The sequence below is a fragment of the Azospirillum cavernae genome (genome assembly GCF_003590795.1).
Classification (GTDB): domain Bacteria; phylum Pseudomonadota; class Alphaproteobacteria; order Azospirillales; family Azospirillaceae; genus Azospirillum; species Azospirillum cavernae.
In genome coordinates, this window is record NZ_QYUL01000001.1 from 2133520 (window position 1) to 2159580 (window position 26061).

Annotated in this window: 26 protein-coding genes; 15 read left to right on the plus strand and 11 right to left on the minus strand. The window is 67.1% G+C overall.

Annotation, left to right across the window (positions count from 1 at the left end; translation table 11 throughout):
* Positions 1–26: 26 nt before the first annotated feature.
* Positions 27–1259, plus strand: coding sequence for a BaiN/RdsA family NAD(P)/FAD-dependent oxidoreductase (locus tag D3877_RS09800; protein ID WP_119830411.1), 1233 nt, complete (start codon positions 27–29; stop codon positions 1257–1259).
* Here the strand turns inward: D3877_RS09800 and D3877_RS09805 are convergent.
* Complete coding sequence (locus tag D3877_RS09805; RefSeq protein WP_238474808.1) at positions 1250–3508, minus strand: transglycosylase domain-containing protein; 2259 nt, start codon at positions 3506–3508, stop codon at positions 1250–1252. The genes D3877_RS09800 and D3877_RS09805 overlap by 10 nt on opposite strands.
* 169 nt (positions 3509–3677) lie before the next feature.
* Entirely contained in the window at positions 3678–4676 is a 999-nt protein-coding gene (gene pspF, locus D3877_RS09810) for a phage shock protein operon transcriptional activator (RefSeq protein ID WP_119830412.1), read from the minus strand.
* A 176-nt stretch (positions 4677–4852) separates the two neighbouring features.
* Between pspF and D3877_RS30190 the strand changes: the two genes are divergently transcribed.
* The 5 genes from D3877_RS30190 to D3877_RS09830 all read left to right on the plus strand — a co-directional run bounded on the left by D3877_RS30190 (position 4853) and on the right by D3877_RS09830 (position 7486).
* Positions 4853–4996: a hypothetical protein gene (locus tag D3877_RS30190; protein WP_199720732.1), complete on the plus strand. Its 144-nt coding sequence runs from the start codon at positions 4853–4855 to the stop codon at positions 4994–4996.
* Positions 4997–5013: 17 nt separating this feature from the next.
* The gene (pspA, locus tag D3877_RS09815; protein ID WP_119830413.1) at positions 5014–5685 is read left to right on the plus strand and encodes a phage shock protein PspA; all 672 of its coding nucleotides are present in this window, start codon (positions 5014–5016) and stop codon (positions 5683–5685) included.
* Positions 5686–5718: 33 nt separating this feature from the next.
* Positions 5719–5946, plus strand: a complete 228-nt coding sequence (gene pspB / locus D3877_RS09820; protein WP_119830414.1) for an envelope stress response membrane protein PspB — start codon at positions 5719–5721, stop codon at positions 5944–5946.
* An 18-nt stretch (positions 5947–5964) separates the two neighbouring features.
* Positions 5965–6393: a PspC domain-containing protein gene (locus tag D3877_RS09825; RefSeq protein ID WP_119830415.1), complete on the plus strand. Its 429-nt coding sequence runs from the start codon at positions 5965–5967 to the stop codon at positions 6391–6393.
* Between the two features lie 70 nt (positions 6394–6463).
* Complete coding sequence (locus tag D3877_RS09830; RefSeq protein WP_238474809.1) at positions 6464–7486, plus strand: alpha/beta hydrolase family protein; 1023 nt, start codon at positions 6464–6466, stop codon at positions 7484–7486.
* 17 nt (positions 7487–7503) lie between these two features.
* Here D3877_RS09830 and D3877_RS30825 read toward each other — a convergent pair whose 3' ends face one another.
* The 4 genes from D3877_RS30825 to D3877_RS09845 form a co-directional block, all read right to left on the minus strand.
* Complete coding sequence (locus D3877_RS30825) at positions 7504–7629, minus strand: hypothetical protein (RefSeq protein ID WP_274379616.1); 126 nt, start codon at positions 7627–7629, stop codon at positions 7504–7506.
* Between the two features lie 198 nt (positions 7630–7827).
* Positions 7828–8340 (minus strand): hypothetical protein, encoded by a 513-nt coding sequence (locus D3877_RS09835; protein ID WP_119830417.1) that lies wholly within the window; start codon positions 8338–8340, stop codon positions 7828–7830.
* Positions 8341–8352: 12 nt separating this feature from the next.
* Positions 8353–8919, minus strand: a complete 567-nt coding sequence (locus tag D3877_RS09840; RefSeq protein WP_119830418.1) for a hypothetical protein — start codon at positions 8917–8919, stop codon at positions 8353–8355.
* Positions 8920–9041: 122 nt separating this feature from the next.
* Entirely contained in the window at positions 9042–10547 is a 1506-nt protein-coding gene (locus D3877_RS09845) for a diguanylate cyclase (RefSeq protein WP_238474810.1), read from the minus strand.
* 307 nt (positions 10548–10854) lie between these two features.
* Between D3877_RS09845 and D3877_RS09850 the strand changes: the two genes are divergently transcribed.
* A complete protein-coding gene (locus tag D3877_RS09850) occupies positions 10855–12735 on the plus strand; it encodes a potassium transporter Kup (protein WP_119830908.1) in 1881 nt (626 codons plus the stop codon).
* A gap of 174 nt (positions 12736–12909) precedes the next feature.
* Here D3877_RS09850 and D3877_RS09855 read toward each other — a convergent pair whose 3' ends face one another.
* Positions 12910–13164 (minus strand): hypothetical protein, encoded by a 255-nt coding sequence (locus D3877_RS09855; RefSeq protein ID WP_119830419.1) that lies wholly within the window; start codon positions 13162–13164, stop codon positions 12910–12912.
* Positions 13165–13315: 151 nt separating this feature from the next.
* Here D3877_RS09855 and icmH point away from each other — a divergent pair, with 151 nt between their 5' ends.
* From icmH to tagF, 3 genes are read left to right on the plus strand one after another with little or no spacing between them, the layout of a single operon-like run.
* Positions 13316–14746, plus strand: a complete 1431-nt coding sequence (gene icmH, locus D3877_RS09860) for a type IVB secretion system protein IcmH/DotU (protein WP_238474811.1) — start codon at positions 13316–13318, stop codon at positions 14744–14746.
* A gap of 10 nt (positions 14747–14756) precedes the next feature.
* On the plus strand, positions 14757–16781 hold the full coding sequence (tssM, locus tag D3877_RS09865; RefSeq protein WP_119830420.1) for a type VI secretion system membrane subunit TssM: 2025 nt from the start codon (positions 14757–14759) through the stop codon (positions 16779–16781).
* Complete coding sequence (tagF, locus tag D3877_RS09870) at positions 16781–17530, plus strand: type VI secretion system-associated protein TagF (protein ID WP_119830421.1); 750 nt, start codon at positions 16781–16783, stop codon at positions 17528–17530. Before tssM ends, tagF begins: the two co-directional genes overlap by 1 nt.
* A gap of 102 nt (positions 17531–17632) precedes the next feature.
* On the opposite strand, the gene D3877_RS09875 is transcribed toward tagF, so the two are convergent.
* Positions 17633–18590 (minus strand): IS630 family transposase gene (locus D3877_RS09875; RefSeq protein WP_119830422.1). Its coding sequence is split into 2 segments (ribosomal slippage): positions 17633–18247 and positions 18249–18590, totalling 957 coding nucleotides; the frame shifts between segments, so codons are not numbered across the junction.
* 266 nt (positions 18591–18856) lie between these two features.
* On the minus strand, positions 18857–19507 hold the full coding sequence (locus D3877_RS09880) for an OmpA family protein (RefSeq protein ID WP_238474812.1): 651 nt from the start codon (positions 19505–19507) through the stop codon (positions 18857–18859).
* A gap of 116 nt (positions 19508–19623) precedes the next feature.
* Between D3877_RS09880 and D3877_RS09885 the strand changes: the two genes are divergently transcribed.
* Together D3877_RS09885 and D3877_RS09890 are read left to right on the plus strand one after the other, a co-directional pair.
* Positions 19624–20661 carry a DctP family TRAP transporter solute-binding subunit gene (locus D3877_RS09885; protein WP_119830424.1) on the plus strand — a complete coding sequence of 346 codons (1038 nt, stop codon included), beginning with the start codon at positions 19624–19626 and terminating at the stop codon, positions 20659–20661.
* A gap of 64 nt (positions 20662–20725) precedes the next feature.
* A complete protein-coding gene (locus D3877_RS09890; protein WP_119830425.1) occupies positions 20726–21397 on the plus strand; it encodes a CGNR zinc finger domain-containing protein in 672 nt (223 codons plus the stop codon).
* Between the two features lie 30 nt (positions 21398–21427).
* On the opposite strand, the gene D3877_RS09895 is transcribed toward D3877_RS09890, so the two are convergent.
* Together D3877_RS09895 and D3877_RS09900 are read right to left on the minus strand one after the other, a co-directional pair.
* Positions 21428–22540, minus strand: coding sequence for a branched-chain amino acid ABC transporter substrate-binding protein (locus D3877_RS09895; RefSeq protein WP_119830426.1), 1113 nt, complete (start codon positions 22538–22540; stop codon positions 21428–21430).
* Positions 22541–22614: 74 nt separating this feature from the next.
* Complete coding sequence (locus D3877_RS09900; protein ID WP_119830427.1) at positions 22615–23445, minus strand: DUF2066 domain-containing protein; 831 nt, start codon at positions 23443–23445, stop codon at positions 22615–22617.
* 443 nt (positions 23446–23888) lie between these two features.
* On the opposite strand from D3877_RS09900, the gene D3877_RS09905 reads away from it, so the two are divergent.
* The 3 genes from D3877_RS09905 to D3877_RS09915 all read left to right on the plus strand — a co-directional run bounded on the left by D3877_RS09905 (position 23889) and on the right by D3877_RS09915 (position 26058).
* On the plus strand, positions 23889–24491 hold the full coding sequence (locus D3877_RS09905) for a hypothetical protein (RefSeq protein ID WP_119830428.1): 603 nt from the start codon (positions 23889–23891) through the stop codon (positions 24489–24491).
* Positions 24488–24982 carry a hypothetical protein gene (locus D3877_RS09910; protein WP_119830429.1) on the plus strand — a complete coding sequence of 165 codons (495 nt, stop codon included), beginning with the start codon at positions 24488–24490 and terminating at the stop codon, positions 24980–24982. The genes D3877_RS09905 and D3877_RS09910 overlap by 4 nt, the downstream gene beginning before the upstream one ends.
* A gap of 395 nt (positions 24983–25377) precedes the next feature.
* Positions 25378–26058: a hypothetical protein gene (locus D3877_RS09915; RefSeq protein WP_147395127.1), complete on the plus strand. Its 681-nt coding sequence runs from the start codon at positions 25378–25380 to the stop codon at positions 26056–26058.
* The last annotated feature ends 3 nt before the right edge of the window (positions 26059–26061 follow it).

The following is a 26061-nucleotide window of genomic DNA, read 5'->3' on the forward strand; positions in this document are numbered from 1 at the left end:
CGCGCACGCTCACCCGAAAGCCCGCCATGCCCTCCCCCGACCCATCCCCCGACCTCGCGGTGATCGGCGCCGGTCCCGCCGGGCTGATGGCGGCGGAGATCGCGGCCAGCGCCGGGTTGCGCGTCGTTATTTACGACCAAACGCCCAGCCCGGCGCGCAAGCTGCTGCTGGCCGGGCGCGGCGGCCTGAACCTCACCCATTCCGAACCGCTCGACCGTTTTCTGCCGCGCTATGGCGCCGCCGAACCGCTGTTCCGCCGCCTGCTGACTAATTTTCCGCCCGACGCCTTGCGCGATTGGGCGGCGGGTCTGGGCGTCGAGACCTTCGTCGGCAGCAGCGGGCGGGTTTTTCCGGTGGGCATGAAGGCGTCCACCCTGGTGCGGGCGTGGCTGCGCCGGTTGGACGGGCTGGGCGTCGCCCTGCGCCGCCGCCACCGCTGGACCGGCTGGGACGCCGACGGGCGGCTGACGCTGGAAAACGCCGAGGGCGAAACCGTGACGCTCGCCCCGCGCGCCACCCTGCTGGCGCTGGGCGGGGCAAGCTGGCCGCGCACCGGCTCCGACGGGCGATGGAGCGGGATTTTGGCCGCGCGCGGGGTGGAGATCGCCCCGTTCCGCCCGTCCAACATGGGGTTTGAGGTTCCCTGGTCCGACCATCTGCGCGCCCGCTTCGCCGGGCAGCCGGTGAAAAGCGTCGGCCTGTCCGCCGCCGGGCGGCGGATCAAGGGCGAGTTCGTCATCACCGACAGCGGCATCGAAGGCGGCGCCGTCTACGCGCTGAGCGCCCCGCTGCGCGACGCCATCGCGGCGGGCGGCCACGCCATCCTGACGCTCGACCTGCTGCCCGATCTGACGGAAGCGGTGGTTCTCAAGCGGCTGCGCCAGCGCGGGGCCGAATCGCTGGCGACCTTCCTGAAAAAGGCGCTGGGTCTGACCGGCGTCCGCGCCGCCCTGCTGCGCGAATTCACCCCCGCCGCCGCCCTGTCCGACCCGGCGGCGCTGGCCCGCAGCCTGAAGGCGCTGCCCATGCCGCTGACCGGCGTCCGCCCGCTCGACCGCGCCATCTCCAGCGCGGGCGGCGTGCTCCTGTCGGAGCTGGACAACCAGTTCATGCTGAAACGCGCGCCCGGCGTCTTTCTGGCCGGTGAAATGCTGGATTGGGAGGCCCCGACCGGCGGCTATCTCCTGCAAGGCTGCTTCGCCATGGGCGTCGCCGTGGGCCGGGGAATCGTCGCGCGTCTGGAAACGCCCTATCGCTGAGTGTTTCCGTAATCATACTGAACCTTCGGCGCGCCGCCGCCGCCGGTCAATTTGCTGATGAGCGAACCGATGCCGCCGCTCTCCTCGCGCGGCGCCGCCGCCGGGGCTTGCGGCGGCGGGGCGACGGGGCCAGCGCCGGGCAAGCCGCCCGCCGAGGCCATCGGCGTGTTCCAGGCGGGCGCGCCGTCCAGGCCGGGCAGCGGGCGCGGCGGTTTGCCCGCGTGGGCGTCCATCATGAAGCCCTGCCACAGCTTGGCGGGCAGCGTGCCGCCGGTGACTTTCTTCATCGCTTCGTTGTTGTCGTTGCCCAGCCACACACCGGCGACCAGATCGGCGGTGAAGCCGACGAACCAGGCGTCGCGGTATTCCTGCGTCGTGCCGGATTTCGCCGCAGCCGGGCGGTCGAGCCTGGCGCTTTTGCCGGTGCCGAACTCGATCACCCCGCTCATCATCCGCCCCAGTTGCACGGCCAGCGCCGGATCGACGACGGCGGCGGACCCGCCCCCCTGGCGGCGGTAGAGCACCGCGCCGTCACGGCTCTTGATCTCGCTGATGGCGTAGGCCCAGACCGGCGCGCCCCGGTTGGCGATGCCCGCGTAGGCGCGGACCAGATCGAACAGCGTCACCTCGCTGGTGCCCAGCGCCAGCGACAGATCCTTAATCATCGGCGTGCCGATGCCCAGCGCGGCGGCGATGCGGCGCACCCGGTCGGCGCCGACCCTCTCGATCAACCGGACGGTGGCGGTGTTGGACGAATGGGCCAGCGCGCTCGCCAGCGTGATCGGACCCCGGAATTTGCCGTCGTAATTGCCGGGACTCCAGTTGCCGATCTGGATCGGCGCGTCGTCGATCAGGGTTTCCGGCGTCCATCCCGCCTCCAGCCCGGCCAGATAGACAAAGGGCTTGAAGGCCGATCCCGGTTGGCGCATCGCCTGGGTGGCGCGGTTGAACTCGCTGCCGTCATAATCGCGCCCGCCGACCAGGGCGCGCACCGCGCCGTCGGGGGCCATGGCGACCAAGGCCCCCTGCCGCACATTCGCGGCGGGGCCGGAGGAGGACAACAGCGTTTCCAGCCGCTGTTCGGCGGCCCGCTGCATCTTCAAATCCAGCGTGGTCCGCACGACGACGTCGCCATGGTCGGCCCCGACGAAGCTCGACACCAGATCCGTCACCCAATCGGCGAAGTAACGGCCATCGCCGCCCGGCTTGCGGCGCGGCGCCGGTGGGGTGGTGCGGGCGGTTTCCGCCTCTTGCGCGGTGATGTACCCGGCGTCGGCCATCGCCAGCAGAACGATGCGGGCGCGTTCGGCGGATTCATCCGGGTTGGCGGTGGGGGCGTAGCGCGAGGGGGCCTTCAACAACGCCGCCAGCACGGCGGATTCGCGCATGTCCACCTGGGTCGCCGGTTTGCCGAAATAGGTGCGCGAGGCCGCGTCCACCCCAAAGGTTCCCGCCCCCAGATAGACCCGGTTCAGATAGGCGGTGAGGATCTGGTCCTTGGTGAAGCGGCGCTCCAGCCACAGGGCGAGCATCGCCTCCTGTATCTTGCGCTTCAGCGACTTTTCCGCCGTCAGGAACAGATTCTTGGCGAGCTGCTGGGTGATGGTGGAGCCGCCCTGCGTCGCCCGGCCGGAGCGCCAATTGACGTAAACCGCGCGCGCCAGACCGATCGGATCGATGCCGAAATGAGAATAGAACCGCCGATCCTCGATCGCCAGAACGGCTTGAATCAGATGCGGCGGCAGATCCTTGACGCCCAGCGTCGTGCCGTGCAGATCGCCAAAGCGCGCGAACTCGGTCCCATCGGCGGCCAGCACGGTGACGGAGGCCCGCCGCTCAAACTGCGCCACCTTGGAGATGTCCGGCAAATCCATCGCGAAATAGGCCAACACCGCGCCCAGCCCAACGCCGCACCAGATGGCGACCACCAGCCCCCAGTGAATCAGAACGCCGACCCACAGCCCGGCCCGCTCGCTGCGGTTGGACGGCGCACGGTTGGGCGGTTGCGGCGGTTTGACGGCCTTGCGCGGCGGCTTGGGAGGGGGAGAAGGCGGAGGATAAGAGGGCGGCGGCGGCGCTTTCCCCGACCCGCGCTTGCCAAAAATCGGCAGCGTCGCCAGAGAGAAGCGCGCGGCCTTCCCGCCGCCGGGCCGCTTGGATCCGGCGGTCTTGCCCCCGGTCTTCGCGGTTTTGGCGGCGTGGCCGGGGCGCGGTCCCGCGAAAAGCTGATCCGGTCGGTCGGCGGTCACGGCGCGCTTCCAGCCCCCTGCGTTGGCACATTCGGCGCCGCGCGCCGCGTCCCCGCCATATAACCCCCGCCGCCACGCGGCGGAAAGGGCCGCTGCGGGCCGCCGATCATTTGCCCGGCGACCGTGGCGAAAGAATGACGCTTCGCACGCTCAAACCCCGTGAAACGGCTCAACCGATCAAGCCGTGTTTCTTCAGCATCCCGCGAAGCTGGTGATAGCCCAACCCCAGCGCGTCGGCGGTCTGGCGCTGGTTGAAGCGGTTGCGCTCCAGCGCCGCGCGCAGCTTCCCAGCCTCGAACGCCCGCAACTCCTCCAGCAAGCCGCCGGGCGCGTCGTCGTGACGGGGGTGAGGCGGTTCCGGCGGCGGCTCCACCGGCAACCGCGTCGGCTGCGGACGCCAGGGGGACGCGAAAGGATCCAGAATGATGGCGGCGACCGGCGCGTCCGGTTCGGCGGCGGCGACGGAGCGTTCCACCGCGTTGCGCAGTTCGCGCACGTTGCCCGGCCAGTCATGGCCCTGCAAAGCCGCAAGCGCCGCGTCGGTGAAGCCGGGAAACAGCGGTCGCCCCAACTCGCGCGCCATGCTCACCGCGAAGTGACCGGCCAGCAGAGCGACATCCTCGGGCCGGGCGCGCAGGGGCGGCAGCGTCACCACGTCGAAAGCCAGCCGGTCCAGCAGATCGGCGCGGAACTTCCCGGCCTCGGCCAGCGCCGGAAGGTCGCCGTTGGTCGCGCCGACCACCCGGACGTCGACCATCGCCGTGCGCCCGCCCACCCGCTCGATCTCGCCATACTCGACGGCGCGCAGCAGCTTTTCCTGCACGGCGGGCGAGGCGGTGGCGATTTCGTCGAGGAACAGGGTGCCGCCGTCGGCCTGCTCGATCCGCCCGATCTGGCGGCGGGTGGCCCCGGTGAAGGCCCCGGCCTCATGCCCGAACAGTTCGGAATCCAGCAGGCTTTCCGGCAAGGCCGCGCAATTGACCTTCACGAAGGGCCGGTCCCAGCGCCGCGACAGGTAATGCAGCCGGGCGGCGATCAGCTCCTTGCCGGTGCCACGCTCGCCGATCACCAGCACCGGGCGCTCCAACGGAGCCACCCGCGAGACATGGGCCAACGCCGCGTGAAAGGCGGGGGATTCCCCCAACAGGGGCGGCGGCGCGGCCATCATCGCGGATTTCACCACTTTATCGTCTGTTTAATAAAACTATCGTGAAACAGCCAACTCGGCAAGCCGCCCCATGCCCAGCCCGACCGGCGGAAAACCCAGCTTTTGCAAGGCGTCGCCCCCGCCGCGCGGCGTTGGCACGGTGGTTGCGATAGGAGACGCATGGAAGGAGATCACCCATGACCGACTTCAACGATCATCGCCGCCGTTACAGGGACGTCGGCCCGCTGCTTCAGCGCGCCCGCCTGTTTCTGGCCTCCCGCCCAGCGGAAAGCTGGCTGTTTTTCCTCGCCGGCATCGTCGTCGGCGCCATCCTCGGCTGAGCGACAGGACACCGATCATGAGCATTTTTTCCCGCCTGACCGACATCGTGCAATCGAACCTGAACTCCCTGCTGGACCGCGCCGAAGAGCCGGAAAAGCTGATCCGCCTGATCGTCCAGGAGATGGAGGACACGCTGGTCGAGGTCCGCACCTCCACCGTCAAGATCATCGCGGAGAAGAAGGAGATCGAACGCCGCGTCGCCGATCTGCGCCGTGAACGCGACGAGTGGGACCGCAAGGCCGAACTGGCCCTGACCCACGACCGCGAGGATCTGGCCAAGGGCTGCCTGCTCGCCAAATCCAAAATCGCCGAAGAGGCCGACGCCTTGACCGAGCAATTGATCCATGTCGAAACGGCCCTGTCCAAGGCGAACGAGGACATTGGGCGGCTTCAGGCCAAGCTGACCGACGCCAAGAACCGCGAAAAGGCGCTGACCGCCCGCGCACAGACCGCCGCCAACCGGGTGAAGCTGCGCAGCAGCCTGCACGACGACCGCATCAACGAGGCGCTGTCCCGTTTCGAGCAGGTCGAACGCAATCTGGACGAGATGGAAGGCCGCGTGGAATCCTACGACCTCGGTCGGACCAAGAGCCTGGTCGAGGAAATGGCCGAGCTTGAGGCGACCCAGAAGGTGGAAGGCGAGTTGGCCGCGCTGAAGGCCCGCATCGCCGCCCGCCGCGCCACCTGATCCTGACTCTCCGGCTGGAAAGGCCCATCGACCATGGGGTTCTTCGCGTTCGTCATCGGCGTTCTGTTCATGGTGGTGGTGGCGCCGGTTTGGATCGTCTTCCACTACATCACGCAATGGCGCGCCCAGCGCGGCTTGAGCGCGCAGGACGAGCAACTGCTCGCCGAATTGTGGGAGATCGCCAACCGGCTGGAAGGCCGCATCCACGCGCTGGAGCGGGTGCTCGACAGCGAAGCCCCCACTTGGCGCAACAAAACCTGACAGAAGGGCACGACCATCATGGACCGCTCGTCGCCTCCCCACGGCTCCCCCCACGGCTCCCCGTTCGAATCGCCCAACCCGCACCGGCTTTACCGCAACCCGCAACAGGGTGTGTTGGGCGGGGTGTGCGCCGGGATCGCCGATTATTTCGGGGTCAAGCCGCTCGCCATCCGCTTCGCGGTGGGGGTGGGGCTGTGTTTCTTCGCCTTCCCGCTGATGATCGGCTATGGAATCGCCATGATGGCCCTGCCGGTGCGCCCGCAACAGCTCTACCGCAACCCGGAAGAGGAAGCCTTCTGGCGCACCGTGTCCACCAAGCCCGACCGCAGCTTGGCCGGGTTGACCCAGCGCTTCCGCGATTTTGAAAAGCGCATCGCCGGGTGCGAGGCCTTCGTCGCCTCCAAAGAGTTCGAGTTGAACCGCGCGATCCGCAACCTGGATCGCTGACCCCCTCTTTCGTGTCTGGAGAAACCGCGTGATGGGATCAACCACCCCTTCCCGATGGCTCCCGCTTGCCTTGTTGGCGGCCATCCAGGCCGGTTCCGCCTGGGCCGCCGACGCTCCTGCGGTCGGCTTCCGCAAGATGGCCGTGCCGGAAACGGCGCAGAATCGCGCCCTGGAGGTCGCCGTCTGGTATCCGACCGACGATTCGAGCCGCAACGCCACGCTGATCGGCGACAATCCCGCCTTTGTCGGCGTGTCGGCGCGGGTGGACGCCGCCCCGCAGCCGGGCCGTCACCCGCTGGTCGTGCTGTCGCACGGCTATGGCGGCAACTGGACCAACGAGCAATGGTTGGCGGTGGATCTGGCGGCGCATGGCTACATCGTCGCCGCCGCCAACCATCCCGGCACGACCAGCCGCGACATGGCCCCGCCGGGCGCGGTCAAGCTGTGGCGGCGCCCGGGCGACGTCAGCCGCGTCATCGACGCGCTGAACGGCGATCCACAACTCAGCCCCAGCCTCGCGCCGCAACGCGCGGCGGTGATCGGCCATTCACTGGGCGGCTGGACCGCCGTGGCGCTGGCGGGTGGACGGTTCGACCCGGAACGCTTCGCCGCGTCTTGCAAGGCCCATCCCGAGATGGCCGCTTGCGGGCGCGAGATCGGCGCCGAGCAGCCCGGCCCCGAAGATGTGGCCGCGCTGTCGCGATCCTTGGCGGACGCGCGTGTGAAGGCCATCGTCACGTTGGATCTGGGCTTGTCACAGGGATTCGATCCGGCCAGCCTCGCCGCCGTGACCACACCGGCGTTGGTGATCGCCGCCGGTCCGGGCGACGCGCGGATGCCGGTGGAGCTGGAATCACGCGCGCTGGCCGACCGGCTGCCCGCCGCGACGACGCGCTATCTGGCCATCGACGACGCCAGCCATTTCAGTTTCCTGAACGTCTGCAAAGCCGACGCCATCCCGCTGCTGGAGGCCGACCGGCCCGGAGACGGGATGATCTGCCGCGACGGAAACGGACGGAACCGCGCGACCATCCACCGGCAGGTCGCCGATGTGGTCTTGCGCTTCCTCAACGAGGTCACGCCAACGCCCTAAGGCGTTGGGGGAAAATCTTACCGGCGCGACCGACGGTCGCGGCTGCGAACCGGAACCGGAACCGGCTTGAGCACCGGAAGAGTGGCGATCACCCCGGCCAGAACCACGGCCATCGCACCACCGAGCAGAATGACGTCCATCATTGGCCCTCCACCATCAACCCTGCCTACCGGACTATGGTGCGACAAGATGGTTTCAACATGGTAGCGAAAAAAGCGGCTGACAACCGCCCGTCCCATCGGGAGCAACCCGTATGCGACGTTTCAATGTCACACCGCCAGCCGCCGCCCGGTCCTTGATCCATGTCAGATGTGTCAAACGGGATTGCAAGGGCGCGCCGATCATTGCCGCTGCGGCCCGATCTCCATGATCGCGAAACCCTTTTGTTCGGGGTACTTGGAGTTGGCCTTTTCCCGCGCCTTTTTCTCGTCCTGCGCCCAGACCAGGAACCGCCGTCCGCGCTTCCAACTGTCCAACGCGACCGGGTCCAGGTCGGGATTGACCCGCTTGCTGTATTCGAGGTTGACGATTCGCAGGATCCAAGTCCCGTCCGTGTTGGTCCGGCGGTCATCCAACACATAGACCCGGCGGTCCGCCGCGCCCGCCGCCTTCAAGCGCTGCTCCAACTCCTCGCACCCCAGTTCCGCCATGCCTTTGCGACGGCGGGCGTCGCGCAGATCGCGGGCCTGCTGCAAGGTGACGCGGGCAACCCTCTTGATGCGGTCGACCTGCGTCTGCTTGCGGCTGACCGCGTTGGCGATGCGCTCCTCCGACGTCTTCAGGCGGCGCAACGCCAACAGCAGCGACACCGCCAGGGAGGCGAACCCAACCAGACCCGCGAACAGAAATGCCATGATGCGTCGTCCTCAGCCAGCCTTGGCGGTCGGGACGTCGGCGGCCCCGACATCCTGCATGCGCGTGATGGCGTAGCCGAAGGCGGGGGGAAAGCGCCGCTCGACCTCCGCCCGCGCGTCGGCCATGGATTTGGCCCACACCTCGACCATCTGCGGCTGGGACCAATGCGGGTCGATGTAGGCGTGCGGCTTTTGCTGGAAATTGGCGGTCCCGACATATTTGTTGACCACCATGGCGATGTAGCAGGGCATGCCCTTGACCTCTTCGCCAATCAAACGGACCAGCCGCTCGCCCGCCATCTGGGAATCTTTCATCTGCCGTTCCAGAATCTTGCGGCGACGCAGGATGTCCTCGACCGCGCCATCGGCCTCCCTCAACTCGGCCACACGGTCGCTGCGCCGGGCCTCAAGCTTGGTTTCCAGCTTGGCGCGCCGCACGATGGCGTCGCGCACCCCAGACGTGCCATGCCGTTTCTCGATGGCCCGTTCGCCGAACACCACCACGAGTTTGGCGATGGCGAAGCCAAGCCCGGCCAGCCCGAACGCGGTGATGAGTGCCTGCGTGTAATCATGCCACATGAATGTGCGCCCAAGCCGACCTGATTGCCAAAGCCATCACTAGCCTGCCCGGTCGATTTGTTCAACGGCGGCAACGCAACAATTTGCGGCAAATTTATGATTTTTTGCGACTGAATCGTCCCTCAGCCGCGCTCCACACGATCACGGCCCGCCTGCTTTGCGGCGTAAAGCGCGCTGTCGGCGCGGCGCAGGGTCTGCTCGATGGACGCCTCATCCGGCAGCCAGTTGGCGACGCCGATGCTTCCGGTGATCGGCACGGCCCGCCCTTCCGCCAGAACCGGAGTCTGGGCCAGCGACGCGCGCACCCGTTCGGCGACGATGGAGGTTCCCTCCTCGTCGGTTTCCGGCAGCAGAACGACGAACTCCTCGCCGCCAAAGCGCGCGATGTGGTCCGACGCCCGCAAGGCTTCGCGCGTGCGCTTGACCACCGTGCGCAACACCTCGTCCCCCGCCGCATGGCCGTAGGTGTCGTTGACCAGCTTGAAGCGGTCCAGGTCGAGCAGAAAGATCCCCAGATGGCGGCCATAGCGGCGCGCGCGGCCCAATTCCGCCCCAGCCAGCTCCAGAAAACGGCGGCGGTTCCACACCCCGGTCAGCGGATCGAGCGTCGCCAGCCGGTTCAGCCGGGCGTTCGCCTCCTCCAGCGCGCGGGTGCGTTCGGCAACCCGAAGCTCCAGCGTTTCGTTCGCCTCACGCAACCGCTCATACAGGCTGACGTTGGAAAAGCTGATGGCGATCTTGGACGCGAACACCTCGACCAGCGCCCGGTCCACCCCATCCAGCGGGCGGTCGGTGTGGATCCAGGCCGCCACCTCATGCCCGTCCGGCACGCGGATGTAAAGGGTGGAGCCATCAGGGCCATAAACCCCGCGCTTGCTGCGAAACGCCTCGCTGATCCCGGCGACGACGGTGGGGTTGAGCGCGGCGTCGGGGTTGTCCACCGCGTCGGCGTAGCGCCCGGCCCCGGCCAGCACGGTCAGCGCGCCGCTCTCCGGCTCACGCTGGGCGCACAGGATGGCGTCGGGCTTGACCCGCAGCACGCCGGACAGTTGCGTCAACACCCCCGCCGCGAATTGCTGCATGCTGCGCAGCTCGAACAGGCGGTCGGTGGATTGAATGATCTGTTGCAGGCCGCGCCGGTTGGTTTCCAGCGCCACGATGTCGGTGTAGGCGCGCAGGGCCGCGACCACGCTGGTGAACAGCTTTTGCGAGGTCAGCTCCGACTTGCCTTTGTAATCATTGATGTCATAGGCCAGGACCACATCCTCTTCCGGGGCCTGCCCCGGTTGGCCGGTGCGCAGGATGATGCGGATCGCCTGGTTGCCGATCTCCTCACGGATGGTGCGGACCAGCCGCAACCCGGCGTCCTCCGTCTCCATCACGACGTCGAGCAGGATGATGGCGATGTCCGGCGTCTCGCGCAAAACCCGTTCCGCGTCCGCCGCCGACAAACAATTCAGCAGCTTCAGCGGGCGCCCGCGATAGCGCAGCCGGGTCAAGACCAAACGGGTGACGGCGTGGACCTCCGGCTCGTCATCGACGACCAGCACGAGCCAAGGGTCGGCTTCGCTGGCCGCCATGACAGGTCGAGCGACGTCGTCTTGGACAAACAGATCTTCGTTGGACATGGCCCCCCGGCTCGGGAAACATCTTGGCACACGTTGGGATGGAAGCATTTAGCCAATGGCGATGCAACGGTTCCGAACCCTAATTGCGCCGGGAGCCACCCCAGCGCCCGATTGCGGGAAAGTCCTGGAAAGACGCTCAGGATTTGATTGTCGAATTCGGGAGCCATTCCACCAGACTCCGCGTTTCTCATTCGGCTCTTGCCTTGCGGCGCGTCGCCGCATTAGGGATCGAAGGCGCGATGCAAGGCCGCCCCCACAAACACCCCCCAAGGGGCGACAAGCGACAGGAACGCCGATGGAAGCCAGCATGACCGACCGCGAGCACACGACCAAGCTGCGCGCCATGACGCTGGGGGCGCTGGGCGTCGTCTATGGCGACATCGGCACCAGCCCGCTCTACACCCTGCGCGAATGCCTGACCCAGGGGGGCGGCTTCGATCTGTCGCCCGGCATCATTCTGGGCGTGCTGTCGCTGATTTTCTGGGCGCTCATCATCACGGTCACGGTCAAATACGTCGTCTTCGTCATGCGCGCCGACAACCAGGGCGAAGGCGGCATTCTGGCGCTGACCGCGCTGGCTCTGCGCGGCATGCGGCCCGGTCATCGGAAAACCCGCGCGGTGATGGCCATCGGCATCGTCGGAGCGGCGCTGTTCTACGGCGACAGCGTCATCACCCCCGCCATTTCGGTGTTGAGCGCGGTGGAAGGGTTGAAGGTGGTCGAGCCGGTGTTTGACGAATACGTCATCCCAATCACCGTCACCATCCTGATCGGCCTGTTCGTCCTGCAAAGCTTCGGGACGGAGCGGGTTGGCAAACTGTTCGGTCCGGTGATGCTGCTGTGGTTCGCCGTGCTGGCCGTTATGGGGGGCAGCCAGATCGTTCAATACCCGGCGGTTCTCGGCGCGGTGTGGCCGGGCCACGCGGTGGAGATGCTGCTCACCCATGGCTGGAAAGGCTTCCTGCTGCTGGGCGCGGTGGTTCTCGCGGTGACGGGCGGCGAGGCGCTCTACGCCGACATGGGGCATTTCGGGCGCAAGCCGATCCGGCTGGCGTGGTTCGCGCTGGTCCTGCCCTCCCTGCTGCTGTGTTACTTCGGCCAGGGGGCCTTGCTGCTGCGCGAGCCGGAAGCCATCGAAAACCCCTTCTTCCATCTGGCCCCGGATTGGGCGCAATTGCCGCTGGTGCTGCTGGCCACCGCCGCCACGGTGATCGCCGGTCAGGCGGTCATCACCGGGGCCTATTCGGTGACGTTGCAGGCGATGCATCTGCGCTATCTGCCGCGCATGGAGGTCCGCCACACGTCGGAGCATGAGAAGGGCCAGATCTACATGCCTCAGATCAACTGGGTGCTGCTGATCGGCGTGCTGGCCCTGGTGCTGACCTTCAAGACGTCGAGCAATCTGGCCGCCGCCTACGGCATCGCCGTGACCGGCACCATGGTCGCCACCACCCTGCTGGCCTACAAGGTCGCCCGCAGCCTGGGCCGCTGGCCACTGTGGCAGGCGATTTTGGCCGCCCTGGTCTTCCTGACGGTCGACGCCGCCTTTTTCCTGTCGAACCTCATCAAGGTGGAAGACGGCGGTTGGTTCCCGCTGGTCATCGGCGCGCTGGTCTTCCTGCTGATGGCGACGTGGCGGGCCGGGCGCGAGGTGGTGCGGCAACGGCTGGCTGAAGACGCGCTGCCGCTCGATTCCCTGCTGGAACGTCTGCGCGGCGGCTCGATCCAACGGGTTCCGGGAACGGCGGTGTTTCTGACCGGCAACCCGCGCGGCCTGCCGCCCGGACTGCTGCACAGCCTGAAGCATTACAAGGTGCTGCACCAGCGCGTCGTCCTGCTGACTGTGGACATCGAGGACGTGCCGCATGTGCCCGACGCCCAGCGGTTCGAGTTGAAACCCTATTCGGCGGGCTTCTACCGGCTCATCATCCATTTCGGCTTCAAGGACGAGCCGGACCTTCCCAACGCGCTGGAAAAGAAGAAGATCCCCGGCCTGCCCTTCGAGTCGATGGAGACCACCTATTTCGTCAGCCGCGAAACGCTGATCCGCTCGCGGCTGGCCATCGGTCTGCCGAAATGGCAGGAGCCAATCTTCGTCTTCCTGTCCAAGCTGTCGGCCAGCCCGTCGGAATATTTCTGCATTCCGCCCAACCGGGTGGTCGAATTGGGCATGCAGGTGGAAATCTGATCCACCCTGTCCAAAGGCGCGGGCCGGAGGGGGGCGGAACGCCGCATGGGTTCCGCCGCCTCAGGTGGAAACGCTGGCCTTACTTGGTTAAAACTGCCGGTCAAAACTGCCGATCAAGGCCGGATGGCGGCAGGAACTGCCGATCCGCTGAAAAACGACCGCCGCCGTTCCCGCTCACCAGACGATGGAAACGGGCGGCTTGTAGGGCGACGCCGCGAACATGTTGCGGATGGCGAACTCAATCTTGATCTGCGCCTCGGATTTTTTGACGAAGGACAGATCAATATCGCCCAAAGACTTCACCACGCAGCCAGACCGGCTGAGATTGCGCAGAGCCGCTTCGGACTGCTTTTGCTTTCCTTCGGATATGGCGGTGATGGTCGCCAACCCTTCCGGCGGTCGCACGACATAGAGGTCGAATTTCGGCATGAGCCTCTCCATTGGCGAAATGTCGCACCACTCCACGCAAAGGCCGGGCCAATTGTCGGCCTCGCCAACGCCGGATGGATGTCTTCACCGGGGCTTGCCTGCTATACCTCTGCTCGAGAGAGGTGGCCTGTGAACGGAAAGACCGGAGAGCATGGGTTTGGATGACCGTTTCGCCAACGGCGGGCCGTGGCTTGAATCCCGCCGGGACGGCGCGACGCCGGACGGAACGCGGCGGGAGCCGCGCGTCGCCCAACGACCCATGCCGAATTTTCTGACCGCCCGCCAATCCGATCCCGACGCGCCGCCGCCCGCGCCTTTGCCAGCACGGCTTGGCCCCCCGCCGCTTGAACCGCTCTCGGCCCCGCCGACGACGCCACCCGCCCCCGCCGCCTTTCTGCCCGAACCCCGGCTGCGCGACGCCTTGAACCCGCTGCTGAGCGCCGCCGCCCCGGTGTTGGCGCTGGCCGCCTCCCTGCGCGACCGCGCCACCCACGAGAATCCCGACGGCGTGCGCGACTTGGCTCTGGCCGCCCTGCGCCGCTTCGAGTCCGACGGCGCCGCCGCCGGATTGGTCCATGAGGAGTTGCGGGTCGCCCGCTTCGCGCTCTGCGCCACCTTGGACGATGTGGTCCGCGCCACGCCCTGGGGCGCCCGCTGCGCCTGGGCGCAGGAGGGGTTGACGGCGCAGGTCGATCCCGACGCGGGCGGCCCCGACCGGCTGTTCGAGCTGCTCGACACCATGCTGGGCGACCCCCGGCTGCACCGCCGCGAGCTGGAGCTGTTTTACGCCTGCCTGTCGCTGGGCTTTGAGGGCAAATACCGCGACAAGCCGCGCGGCGCCCATGATCTGGCCCATCTGCGCGACGAGCTGTACCGCATCCTGCGCCGGGCGCGCGGGGAGCGGGATCCCGCCCTCTCCCCCTCCTGGCGCGGCATGGTTGAACGTTTCCGCCCGCTGAGGGTGACGGTTCCATCCTGGATCGCTTGGGCGGCCATGGCGCTGGCGCTGGCCGTTCTTTATGGGCAATTGTCGGCCTCGCTGGCCCGGCGGGCGGAGCCGGTGGCGGCCCGCATCGCCGCCCTGCTGCCCGACGGCCCCATCGAAATCGCCCGCCTCGCCCCGCCGCCGCCGCCAACCGCCGGCCCGGCCCTGATCGCCCGCGTCACCGGCCTGCTGGCCCCGGAAATCCGCAGCAACGCGGTGGAGGTTCTGGCCGGGGAGGATGGCGCCCTGGTCATCCGCATTCCCGCCGCCGCCATGTTCGCCACCGGCAGCGAGGTGGTGAAGGCCCGCCACCGCGCCATCGTCGACCGCGTCGGCCAAGCGCTGGGGCCGGAATACGGCCATGTCATGGTGGTCGGCCACACCGACGACCAGACGCCGCGCACGGGCCGCTTCCCCAGCGCGCAAAGCCTGACCGACGCGCGGGCCGACGCGGTGCGCAAGCTGCTGGAGCGCAGCCTTGGCCCCAACCGCCTGTCGGCGGAGGGGCGGGCCGACAGCGAACCCATCGCGCTGAACAGCACGCCCGCCGGGCGCGACTCCAACCGGCGGATCGACATCCGCCTCTACCCGCAGTAAGGCGGTTGCGATGCGTCTGCCGACCCTGCCCCTTCCCGAACCGCTGCGCCGCCTCGCCAACCCGGCGGGCGGCTCCGCCTTCCCCATCGCCGGTATGCCCGCCGCGCTGCCGACCCGCGTGCGCTGGGGCGTGTCGCTGGGCGGGGCGGCGCTGCTTGGCCTGATCGGCTGGCTGGTGGTGCCGCATCTGGCCGACACCGATTGGACGGTGCGGCTTTTGCCCCTGCTGGCCGCCCTGGTCGGTTGGGTCGCCGCCAACCGTCACATCGACGCCCACGAGCGCGCCGCCAACGCCAAGCTGGTGGAGGCGTTGGCCGCCGCCCACGACCCCGAACTGCGCGCCTCGCTGGACGAAATCGGCGCCGTGCGCCAGCGGTTCGACGCGGTTCTCGCCCGGCTGAAGACGCAGCGCTTCGGCGCCGGGTGGACCGGGCGTTACCTCTATCAACTGCCCTGGTATCTGGTGATCGGCGCGCCCGGTTCGGGAAAATCCACCGCGCTCGCCAACGCCCGGTTGGGAACCCCGCTGGCCAGCGGCGACATCGCCGAGCCGATTTCCAATCTGGGCGGCACCCGCAATTGCGACTGGTGGTTCACCGACCAAGCCGTTCTGATCGACACCGCCGGGCGCTACACCACCCAGGACAGCCGCCGCGCCGTCGATGGCCGGGTGTGGTCCGGCCTGCTCGACCTGTTGAAGGAGCACCGCCCCCGCCAGCCCGCCAACGGCGTGCTGGTGACGCTCAGCCTGCCTGATCTGGCGCATTGGAGCACGACCGAGCGGCGCGGCCACGCCATCACCATCCGCCAGCGCTTGACGGAACTGCGGGCGCAGTTTGGTCTGCGCGCGCCGGTCTATGTCCTGCTGACCAAGGCCGATCTGGTCGAGGGCTTCGCCACCTTCTTCGACCCGCTCGACCGCGCGGGCCGCACCCAAATCTGGGGCATGACCTTCCCCGCCGAGGAATCGCTGGCCGGGCCGCTGCCCGCCTTTCACGGCCTGTTCGCCGGGCTGGTCCAGCGGCTGGACGAGCGGCTGCTCGAACGGTTGCATCAGGAGCCGGACATCCAGAGGCGTTCCGCCGCCTTCGCCTTTCCTCTGCGCGTCGCCGAACTGGAACCGGCCTTGGCCGATTTGATCGGCACCGCCTTTTCATCCGACGCGGCGGAGGGCGCGGCGCTGCTGCGCGGCGTCTATCTGACCAGCGCCACCCAGACGGTGCGCGGCCAGCCCGGCCCCGTGGTCGCGGCGGACGAGGACAGCGAAACCTATTTCCTCGACCGGCTGCTGCCCGAGGTGATTTTCCCGGAGGCGAATCTCGCCGGAGTCGACAGCGCGCTGGAGCAGGCCCGCCGCCGCGCCGCCACCCTGTCAGTGGGCGGGGCGCTGGCCGTCGGGCTGCTGCTGGGGGCCTTCTGGCTGTACAGCTACGGCGGCAACGCCGCGCTGCTGGCCCAGGCCGACGACGCCGCCGCCGGGGTGGAAGAGACGTTGCGCCCACTGAACACGCCGCCGCGTTCGCTGACGCGGGTGGACGACACCGACGCCGCCGCCATCCTGCCCGCGCTGGACGCGCTGCGCGCCCTGCCGCTGGGCTATGCGGAGCGCGACCGTTGGGCGGCGCCCGGTTTGGCCGGTGGGCTGTATCAGGGCGCCCACATCGCCCCGCCCGCCGATCACGCCTATCAACGCGCCCTGCGCACCCTGTTCCTCGCCCGGTTGGTCCTACGATTGGAAGAGCAGTTGCGCACCAACTGGGCGCGGCCCGACATTCTGCGGCTGGCCCTGCGCGCTTATCGGATGGTCGGGGGGGAGGAGCCGATGGACTCCGCCTATTTCGCCGAATGGCTGGCCATCGACTGGCAACGCACCCTGGCGGGACCGGCCAACGAGACCCGCCGCCGGGCGCTGGGCGACCATCTGGCCGCGCTGTTCGAGATCGGCTTCGCGCCGATCCCCATCGACGACGCGCTGGTCTCCCGCGTCAACGAGGTGCTGGCGCAAAACCAGCCGCCACGGTCGGCAGGCCCCTGATGGCCGCCGATCTGGCCCTGCGCACGTCCAGTAGTCGCCCAGCGGCGCCCGCCGCATGGCGTGGGGGCAGGGCCGGGGGCGGCTACGCGCGGGACCATTACCCGCGCGGCGGCTTCTACGGCGTTGGCTTCCACGGCAAGCTGCCCGCGCGGGGCGATTTCGTCGGCCATGGCCTGCCGCGCGAGGTGTTGGAGCCGTGGGACGATTGGCTGTCGCGCGCGCTGGGCGAGGCCGGGCGGCGGTTGGGCGGCGGCTGGGAGCGGGCCTTCGCCGCCGCGCCCGTCTGGCGCTTCGCTTTGTCGGCGGGACTGTGCGGCGACACCCCGTTGGTCGGGCTGCTGACGCCCAGCGCCGACCGGGTCGGGCGGCTCTACCCCTTCACGCTGGCCGCCACCCTGCCCGACACGGTCGATCTCGCCGCCGCCCCCGCCGCCTGCGCCGCCTGGTTCACCCGCGCTGAAGCGGTCGCCGACGACGCCTGCCGCGCCGGGGCCGACGTGGAAGGGCTGCCCGCACGCCTCGCCATCCTCGGACGCCCGGAACCGGAGCGCGTCCATCCCGCCTCCATCGCCATGGTCGAACGTCTGGCCGGGCCGCTGTCGGCGGGATCGAGCCTGTGGTGGACGCGCGGCGGCGGACGGGTCGCGCCGTCGTTGCTGTCCTGCCACGGCCTGCCCGGCGGCGCCCGCCTGACCGCCTTCCTGGACGGCGCATGGGAACGCTGGGGCTGGGAGGACGCGGGGGAGTGAGGGGGGCGTTGTGGTTGGGAACGGCTTGGCAAGGCGCGATTTGTGGGGTTTTTATTTTGACACCGATGGACACAGATAAACACAGATTAGAGCATCGAGCGCTTAATCTGGCGCATATCCAGCGTGCTTGAGGTAGTTCCAGCATTCCTCATGCGTATAGAGGTCACAGATGGAGCCGACGGCATTCCAGAGTTCCTCAATGGTGCGTGCGCCGATGCGTCGGAGATGTGCCTTGAGCTTGGCGAAGGCCATCTCGATGGGGTTGAGGTCGGGGCTGTAGGGGGGCAGAAAAAGGAACCAGGCTCCTTTTTCTTTGAGGATGGCTTTGGCCTTTTCGCTTTTGTGGCTGGACAGGTTGTCGAGGATGACGACGTCGCCCGGTCGCAGGGTGGGGGCAAGCTGGGTCTCGACATAGGTTTCGAAGAGAACCTTGTTCATCGCGCCCTTGATGATCCAGGGGGCGGTAAGGCCATCGCAACGCAAGGCGGCGATGAAGGTCTGGGCGCCCCAATGGCCGAATGGCGCTTTGGCCTTGAACCGCTGGCCGCGCTTGGCTCGCCCGCGCAGCCGGGTCATCTTGGTGGTGGTGGCGGTTTCGTCGAGGAACACCAACCGATCCGGTTCCTCGCGCATCCGGGGCTGGCGGTGGCTTCGCCACGTCCGACGGTCATCAGCGACATCAGCGCGACCGGCTTCGGTCGCCAGCACTGTTTTTTTTGACGGTGAAGCCGCTGGCGATCAGGAAGCGCGACAGCGAGGCGGGGTGAGCCGTGACCCCGCGCTCGGCTTTCAGCTTGGCCGCCAGTTCCGGCATGGTGATGTCGCCCTGCGCCTCCACCCAACCGATCAGAAGCGCGGCGTGGGGAGCCAGTTTGCCGCCTCCCGGCGGACGTCCTTGCCGCGCTGGTTCCAGCGATCCCGTCGTCGCCATCCGCTGGGCAAGGCGGATGCTCATGCTGGCGCTCACGTCAAACCGACGCGCCGCTGCCCGGCGTGACCCGCCTTGCTCGATCTCACCGTAAATCCGAACACGAAGATCCGACGAATAGCTCTGACCCATGTTTCACCTCCAACTACCGTGAATCATGGCGAAAAAACAAACGCAAGCCTTCGATTCAGATTTCACGCGCGATGCTCTAATATACGCAGATTTTATAGTGAGATAATATTCGCTTACCATCAATACAATTAAACAATGCAGCGGGTGAATTTATTTCTGATATTTATATTGATCTTCTGGGCAATCATCCAAAAGACAACCCACTCCAACATCCTATTTAATCTGTGTTTATCTGTGTTCATCGGTGTCAAAAAAATCCCCGCCCCTCACTCCCCCAGATTGACAATCTCCACCCGCCGATTCGCCGCCGCCGTTGGCTGATCGGGCAACAGCAATTCCCGCATTCCGCGCCCAGAGGCTTCCAGGCGGTTGGCGGCGATGTGGTGATGGCCGGTCAGATAGGCGACCACCGCCAAGGCCCGCCGTTCCGACAGAGCGAGATTCGCCGCGTCGCCGCCCACCGCGTCGGTGTGGCCGACGACGCGGAAGCGCGTCGATCCGGCGGCGGGCGCGGTCATGACCGCCGCAACCCGGTCCAGAATCACCCGCGATTCCGACCGGATGGCCGTCGCGTTGAAATCGAACTCCACCCGGAACGCCGCCTTCAGCTCCGGCGGAGCCGCCACGGGCGCGGCGGCTTGCGCGGGAATCGCGCCCGGCTTGGCGGCGGCCAGCGGCGGAACAACGGCGGGCGGAAGCACGGCGGGCGGCGGAGCGGCGGGGCGCTGCATCCGCAGGGGCGGGCAACCGGGACCGGCGACGCCCAACAGCGCCGCCTGAATCTCGCACTCGCTGGGGTTCGGCCCCAAGGGAACGGCGGTCATCGGGGACGCGTTCAGGGGCGACGTCTGCGCCAGGGCGGGAAGCGCCGCAGCGATCAACAGCCCGGCAAGGCCAGCAAGAGGGATCACGCGCATGGCCGCATTGTCGGGCCTGCCGACGCGCGCGTCAAATTCCGCGTGGAAGACTTGTGCGCGCCTCTGTACCATCCCGGTCCGTATCTTTCGCGCCAGGCGCTTGGGAGGAAATAAGAATGACATCGTTGAAGGCTTTGCTCACCGGCTTCGCGTTGGCCGCGCTGACCATTCCGGCGCTGCTGCCGGGCGTCGCCGCCGCCGCCGACTACAAGGCGGAGTACAAGCTCTCCACCGTTCTGGGCAAGCCCTTCCCCTGGGGCGTCGGCGGCGACCGCTGGGCCGAGCTGGTCAAGGAGAAGACCAACGGGCGCATCACCGTCAAGATGTACCCCGGCACCTCGCTGGTGAACGGCGACCAGACCAAGGAATTCACCGCGCTCCGCCAGGGCACCATCGACATGGCGGTCGGCTCGACCATCAACTGGTCGCCGCAGGTGAAGGAGCTGAACCTCTTCTCCCTGCCCTTCCTGATGCCCGACCACAAGGCCATCGACGCGCTGACCCAGGGTCCGGTCGGCAAGCAATTGTTCGACCTGCTGGCCACCAAGGATGTGGTTCCGGTGGCATGGGGCGAGAACGGCTTCCGCGAGATCTCCAACTCCAAGCGTTCGATCAAGACGCCGGAGGATCTGAAGGGTCTGAAGATCCGCGTCGTCGGCTCGCCGCTCTACCTCGACACCTTCACCGCGTTGGGGGCCAACCCGACGCAAATGAGCTGGGCCGACGCGCAGCCCGCCCTGTCCACCGGCGCCGTCGATGGTCAGGAAAACCCGCTGACCATCTTCACCGCCGCCAAGCTGCCGACGCTGGGGCAAAAGCATCTGACCCTGTGGGGCTACGTCGCCGATCCCTTGATCTTCGTCGTCAACAAAGAGGTTTGGGCGAGCTGGTCGAAGGAGGATCAAGACGCCGTGCGCGCCGCCGCCGTCCAGGCCGCGACCGAGGAAATCGCCCTGTCCCGCAAGGGCATTTCGGCGGGCGACGACAGCCTGTTGAAAGAGATCGCCGCCCAGGGCGTGGACGTCGTCCAGCTCACCGCCGATCAACAAAAGGCGTTCCAGAAGGCCACCCAGGCCGTCTACGACAAATGGGCCAAGCAGATCGGCGCCGATCTGGTGAAGGCGGCGGAAAGCTCCATCGCCGCCCGCAAGTGACGCAACCAACGGCGGCGCCCGGCCATCCGCCGGGCGGCGCCGTTTCTTTTGAACGCGACCATCCATGACCAACTCCGCCCCCGATCCGAACGCCGAAGCCCTGCCGCGCGCCGCGCGGCTGCCGCTGATCGGCGGGGCGCTGGCCTTTGATTTCGCCAACACCGCCTCGGGCCGGGGCGGGCCGGAGGCGCGCGATCATCTGACCGCGCCGGACCATGTCTTGCTGTGGGCCGAGCATGCCGGAATTCTCGACGCCAGCGCGGCGGCGGCCCTGCGCGCCCGCGCCATCGGGCCAACGCCGGAGATTCCCGACCTGCTCGACCGCGCGCTGGAGCTGCGGGAGTGCGTGCACGCCATCGCCAGCGCGGTGGCGGCCCACACGCCGCCCGACGCCGACGCTCTCACCCGGTTGAGCACCCTGACCGCCACCGCGCTGGCGGCGGCGACGCTGGCGGCGACGACGCTGGCGCCGCAGGATGGCGGGTTCCGCTGGTCCTGGCCAACCGATCCGCCGGGGCTGTGGACGGTTCTGGGGCCAATCGCCCTGTCCGCCGTCGGCCTGCTGCGCGACGGCGACCTGCACCGGCTGAAGCAATGCCACGGCGAGCATTGCGGCTGGATCTTCTTCGACACCAGCAAAAACAACTCCCGCCGCTGGTGCGAGATGAGCGTGTGCGGCAACCGGGCCAAGCAGAAGACATTCGCCAAAACGGCCAAGCGCCGCGCGTCGGACTGACCGCGCGGCGCTGGACCGTCGCGAGGGCCGTTACGGCTTGTCGGCGATCTGCGTGTAAGCGCCCTCATGCCAGCGATAGACGACATAGTCGGTGGATTTGCGGTCGCCCTTGGCGTTGAAGCCCAGCTCGCCGATCACGGTTTTGAAACTGCCCGCGCGCAGGGCGCCGGCCACCTTCGGCGCGCTGACCGACCCCGCCGTCTTGACCGCGTCGGCCCAGGCCTGGATCGCCGCGTAGGTGTACAGGGTGTAGCCCTCCGGGTCATAGCCGGTCTTGCGGAACGCCTCGACGACCGTCTGGGCTTCGGGCTTCAAACGCGGATCGGGGCCGAAGGTGAAGAGATAGCCCTCTCCCGCCGCGCCGGTGATGCTCCAAAACTCGTTGGAGTTCAGCGCGTCGCCCGACATCATCGGAATGGTCAGGCCCTGCTCGCGCATCTGGCGGACGATCAGCGCCGCTTCGGTGTGGTAGCCGCCATAATACAGCACATCGACGTTGAGGGATTTCAGCTTCGTCACCACCGAGGTGTAATCCCGCTCGCCCGGCGTGATGGTCTCATACAGGCTTTCCTGGACGCCCGCCTTGTTCAGGCTGGCCTTGACCGAATCCGCCAGCCCTTTGGAATAGGATTGCTTGTCGTGAATGATGGCGACGCGCGTTCCGGCGAAGCTCTTCATCAGGAAATCGGCGGCGTAGGGGCCTTGCTGGTCGTCGCGCCCGCAAACGCGGAACACGGTGGCGTATCCCCGGTCGGTCAGCGTCGGGTTGGTCGAGGCCGGTGAAATCTGAAGGATGTTTTCCTCGACATAGACCTGCGAGGCGGGGATGGAGGAGCCGGAGCAGAAATGCCCGGCGACCAGCACCACCTTTTTCCGCGCCAGATTGTTGGCCACCGCCACCGCCTGTTTGGGGTCGCACGCGTCGTCGCCAACCTCCAGAACCACCGTTTGACCGACCACGCCGCCAGCGGCGTTCAAATGCTTGACCGCCATCTCCGCGCCCTGCCGCATCTGGTCGCCGAACGCGGCGTATTGGCCGCTCATCGGCCCCGCCACCGCGATCACCACGTCGGCGCTCGCCGATCCGCCCGCCAGCAGGACGCTCGCAAACACGCCCCCGGCGATGGTCCACGTCTTAGCCATGCTTTTTTCTCCCTGTTTCGCGCGTTGTGGGTGTGTCGCGCCGTGACCGCCGGACACCGTGGCGGATCCGGAGATCACGGCGCTCGTCGGGCCATCCACCGTCCCCCCGCAGCGATGGCCTGATGAATGGCCCGGTCAAAGGTCAGCCCATCGCTGGCCCCACCGGGCAACGGCGCCGGATCGGCGGCGTCGTTGGAAAACGCGTCAAAAGACCAGCGGCTGCGCCACAGACCGGCGTCGGTCAGCTCCAGACGGCCCAGCAACAGCCGATCAACGCCGTAGCGCCGACAAAGCGCCGTGACGGCGGCGGGGCCAATCCCCCCATCGCCAGCGCGGATCACCGCCGCATCCTCGGGATCCATGATCGGCAGCGCGAGAGGCAGCGCCCGCCACGCCGCCGCCGCCATCAGCGCCTCGCGCTGGCCGATCCCCCGCGTTCCGGCGCGGGACAGCGTGAAAGTTCCGCCCGAGTCGCGAATCGTCAGTAAAACCAGAACGGTCGGACGTTCGCCCTGCCAAAGACGGAGTCCCGCGTCGGTCAAGGCGGCGTCGACCCGCGCCGCGTCGAAGGCGACGCGCAGGCGAAAGCTGCGCTCCCGCGTGCCTTGCTCGTCCATCACCTTTTTCCGGGCCAGACGGTCTTCGTAGGTCAGCGTCGTCACGAAATCGGCGGGGTGATCGCGCAGAAAGGCGGTTCGCGCGTCGTCCAGCAGCGCGTCATCGCCGGTCAGCCGAACGATCACCTGCGCCATCGCCTCGGCAAGGCCGCGCCGCCGCTCCGCCCCGTCGTCCTGCCCGGTGACGACAGCCTCACCCTCATGCAGCGGCCCAACCTCCGCCGCCTGGGCGAGAAGGGAGGCGGTCGACAGAACAAGGGCGGCGGTCAGAACATGGCGCAGGCGCATGGGTCGGCCCCGGATCGGGTGCGTGGCGGAATTGAACAACGCCCCGACCCTAGCACAGTCGGAAAACCATCAAAACACATTTAGATGGTTATTTTTTGACGGCACCGCTCCCACCCACCACCTGGGAACCGCGCGATGACGCGACGCAAACGCAGCGCAGATTGCTATTATTACATTTCGTCACAATATTCAGAATTTTGTTTCAACTGAGACATCTCAGTTCCAAAGCACAAGGCCGTCATCGCGGCAATCATCCCTGAAGAAGTCGCTGACAAACGCCGCCCAATCCTGCGCCCTTGATGACGCAACCATCATTTTTTACGAGCAAGGATGGACTTCCCGAACGATTCGGCGGTAAATTCTTGACCGATTACGATGTCTTCGCGGAACGACGATAAGGACGGAAGGGGCATGACCAACCGCAAGGTCAGCGCGGGCGTCCGATGACCTCCTCGTCGGCGCAGGGCTTGGGCGGCGACGATTACGTCGTCCTGCTGTCCTTGCTGTGCATGGCTGGAACCCTGCTGTTCCTGGTGATTCGCCGCGCCCTCATCACGCTGAAGGAGCGCGCGGTCAAACAGGTTGGCGCCAGATTGATGGCCGAGCGCGACGCGCTGGAGGTCCGGGCCAACGAATTGGAAGCGATGCAAACGGAGATCGAGGCGCAAAAGGCCGTCCTGGTCGATCTGGCGGCGGAAAAGCTGATTCTGACCCGGCGCGGCAAGAAACGCGCCTCCGGCTCCCGCCGTTTCATCCACGAGATTGGCCGGGAGGAGCCGGGGCGGCATCGGTTCCGCTTCACCCTGTCGATGAGTCCCGGCGCCATGCAGCGCCCCGACGCCAAGGCGGTGATCCATCCGGCGATCTGGCCCTTCCAGAACGAGGCGCAGGTCTGGGCCAGCGATTTGCTCGCCGCGCAAATGCTGACCCGCAGCATCTTCAACGAGGCCGTCGGCGTGGTGGTCGGCGTTGTTGGCGACGTTGTAGGCGGCGCCGACGACGCGCCCGCCCCATCCCCGGTGGAACAGGGAGCGACGGCGCCATGACCATGCTGTGGCTGTTGGCGACGATGCTGACCTTGGGGTTCGGCGCGATGGGGGAACGTTATCTCCGCGTCCGGGCCGACCGCCAAACCGCCAAACTGAAGGCGTTGATGGAGCGTCTGGACGTCTACGACAATTACAACAAGCTCGCCGCCGTCCGCCGGGCAGAGGTCGAAGAGGCGCTGTCCACCCTGAATCAAGAGGTGGCCGCCGCGCAAGCCGAGGTGCGCGGCCACCAATCCGCCCTGGAGGCGGCAGAGAGCCAAGCCCCGCTGGAGTTCCATTGCTTTGACCGGGTGGCGCGCGCCGACGGCCAACTCTGGTACGTCGCGGTGGAGGCGTTGGACGACAAGGCGCCCTGGACCGGCGTGAAGCATTACGCCCTGGTCGCCGAAAACGCCGAAGACGCCCGCCGCCGCATCCAGGAACGCCACCCAACCCCCAACAGCGTCGCCATCGGCCCACCAACCCCGCTGACGCTGCCGGAGCGTTGAGCAGGCGCTGCGCCCAGCATACAACCAAAGGACTTTGTTTTTGGTCTCTATGTGCCGAAAAATACTTATAAAAGCCGTTTTCTCATCTCCTTTCTTTTCCCCGATAAAAAACATCCTATAATGGAGGTCCTGTGACCAATAGGAGTCGCATGATGACAAAATTCACGTCCCCTCCTGCGACCAAGTTCGGCCCATCACCCGCCCAGCGCCAACAAGCCCCGGCGGCTCGACCAGCGCACGCTCCTCCGCCAACTCGCTTTGGGACGCCCCCCATCGTTCAGCCAAAGCCAGCGCACAATCAACCAGCGCCGGGGCCAAAACCAATTCAGGCAAAGATGTTTGAGCGCCCCGGCCAAACGCCTCCTCAGCCCCGACGTCAGCCAGGCGGGCAAGTCGTGCAACCTTTCAGCGCCGTCAGCAACGCTGTGGGCCGCATGTGGAATCGATTCTTAGGATTCGACGGACTCGACACAGCCATGTCGGAAGCCTTTGCCGAAGGGCTGGAATCGATCGATCATTTTCTGTACAGCCGGGATGGCTTCGCACTGAACTCGCACCGGGGTGAGCAGTTCCAGAGCGAATGGCAGCGCTTTCAAAATGCGCCGGGCGCAGGAGCTGGCATTTTCTGCCATCAGGACAATCCGGCGGGCTTCCGGCAGCGTGTGTTGTCTGGCGAAGGATTTATCTGGGCGCTCACGGAAGAAGAGCGATTGGTCGTCGGCACGTCGTCCGGCGTCGTCAACCATTCGATTCTGGCGCGCGGAAGCGCGGTCATCGGTGCAGGCGAGGGAACTCTCCGCCACACGCCTCAAGAGCGCCTGTGGCTTGAATGGAAGCATGAAGAGCGCTTGCAAAGCATAGGCGCCTACGACGGCTTTGGCGATGATATGAAGGAGCGTTACAACGAACTTCGCGACATGAATCTGACGCAACCCCCACAACGTCAGTCGGGAACCGTGGTGTTGGATTTTGGCAGCGGCCATTATCGGCCCAAAAGCGGCTGGCGGCGAGTTCTCACGGCTTGGCAGAACGCTGGATTCTTCGCCGTGGTCGATGAAACCTCACGCTTCAAGTAGGCC

Bases quoted from the DNA above. Each gene is read 5' to 3' on its own strand.
- icmH (WP_238474811.1), top strand. From the start codon at position 13,316: ATGGGTTTGGATGACCGTTTCGCCAACGGCGGGCCGTGGCTTGAATCC.
- D3877_RS09895 (WP_119830426.1), bottom strand. From the start codon at position 22,540: ATGGCTAAGACGTGGACCATCGCCGGGGGCGTGTTTGCGAGCGTCCTG.
- D3877_RS09905 (WP_119830428.1), top strand. From the start codon at position 23,889: ATGACCTCCTCGTCGGCGCAGGGCTTGGGCGGCGACGATTACGTCGTC.
- pspF (WP_119830412.1), bottom strand. From the start codon at position 4,676: ATGATGGCCGCGCCGCCGCCCCTGTTGGGGGAATCCCCCGCCTTTCAC.
- D3877_RS30190 (WP_199720732.1), top strand. From the start codon at position 4,853: ATGACCGACTTCAACGATCATCGCCGCCGTTACAGGGACGTCGGCCCG.
- tagF (WP_119830421.1), top strand. From the start codon at position 16,781: ATGGCCGCCGATCTGGCCCTGCGCACGTCCAGTAGTCGCCCAGCGGCG.
- D3877_RS09890 (WP_119830425.1), top strand. From the start codon at position 20,726: ATGACCAACTCCGCCCCCGATCCGAACGCCGAAGCCCTGCCGCGCGCC.
- tssM (WP_119830420.1), top strand. From the start codon at position 14,757: ATGCGTCTGCCGACCCTGCCCCTTCCCGAACCGCTGCGCCGCCTCGCC.
- D3877_RS09835 (WP_119830417.1), bottom strand. From the start codon at position 8,340: ATGGCATTTCTGTTCGCGGGTCTGGTTGGGTTCGCCTCCCTGGCGGTG.
- D3877_RS09825 (WP_119830415.1), top strand. From the start codon at position 5,965: ATGGACCGCTCGTCGCCTCCCCACGGCTCCCCCCACGGCTCCCCGTTC.
- D3877_RS30825 (WP_274379616.1), bottom strand. From the start codon at position 7,629: ATGATGGACGTCATTCTGCTCGGTGGTGCGATGGCCGTGGTTCTGGCC.
- D3877_RS09880 (WP_238474812.1), bottom strand. From the start codon at position 19,507: ATGCGCGTGATCCCTCTTGCTGGCCTTGCCGGGCTGTTGATCGCTGCG.
- D3877_RS09900 (WP_119830427.1), bottom strand. From the start codon at position 23,445: ATGCGCCTGCGCCATGTTCTGACCGCCGCCCTTGTTCTGTCGACCGCC.
- pspB (WP_119830414.1), top strand. From the start codon at position 5,719: ATGGGGTTCTTCGCGTTCGTCATCGGCGTTCTGTTCATGGTGGTGGTG.
- D3877_RS09885 (WP_119830424.1), top strand. From the start codon at position 19,624: ATGACATCGTTGAAGGCTTTGCTCACCGGCTTCGCGTTGGCCGCGCTG.
- D3877_RS09855 (WP_119830419.1), bottom strand. From the start codon at position 13,164: ATGCCGAAATTCGACCTCTATGTCGTGCGACCGCCGGAAGGGTTGGCG.
- D3877_RS09845 (WP_238474810.1), bottom strand. From the start codon at position 10,547: ATGTCCAACGAAGATCTGTTTGTCCAAGACGACGTCGCTCGACCTGTC.
- pspA (WP_119830413.1), top strand. From the start codon at position 5,014: ATGAGCATTTTTTCCCGCCTGACCGACATCGTGCAATCGAACCTGAAC.
- D3877_RS09910 (WP_119830429.1), top strand. From the start codon at position 24,488: ATGACCATGCTGTGGCTGTTGGCGACGATGCTGACCTTGGGGTTCGGC.
- D3877_RS09840 (WP_119830418.1), bottom strand. From the start codon at position 8,919: ATGTGGCATGATTACACGCAGGCACTCATCACCGCGTTCGGGCTGGCC.
- D3877_RS09800 (WP_119830411.1), top strand. From the start codon at position 27: ATGCCCTCCCCCGACCCATCCCCCGACCTCGCGGTGATCGGCGCCGGT.
- D3877_RS09850 (WP_119830908.1), top strand. From the start codon at position 10,855: ATGACCGACCGCGAGCACACGACCAAGCTGCGCGCCATGACGCTGGGG.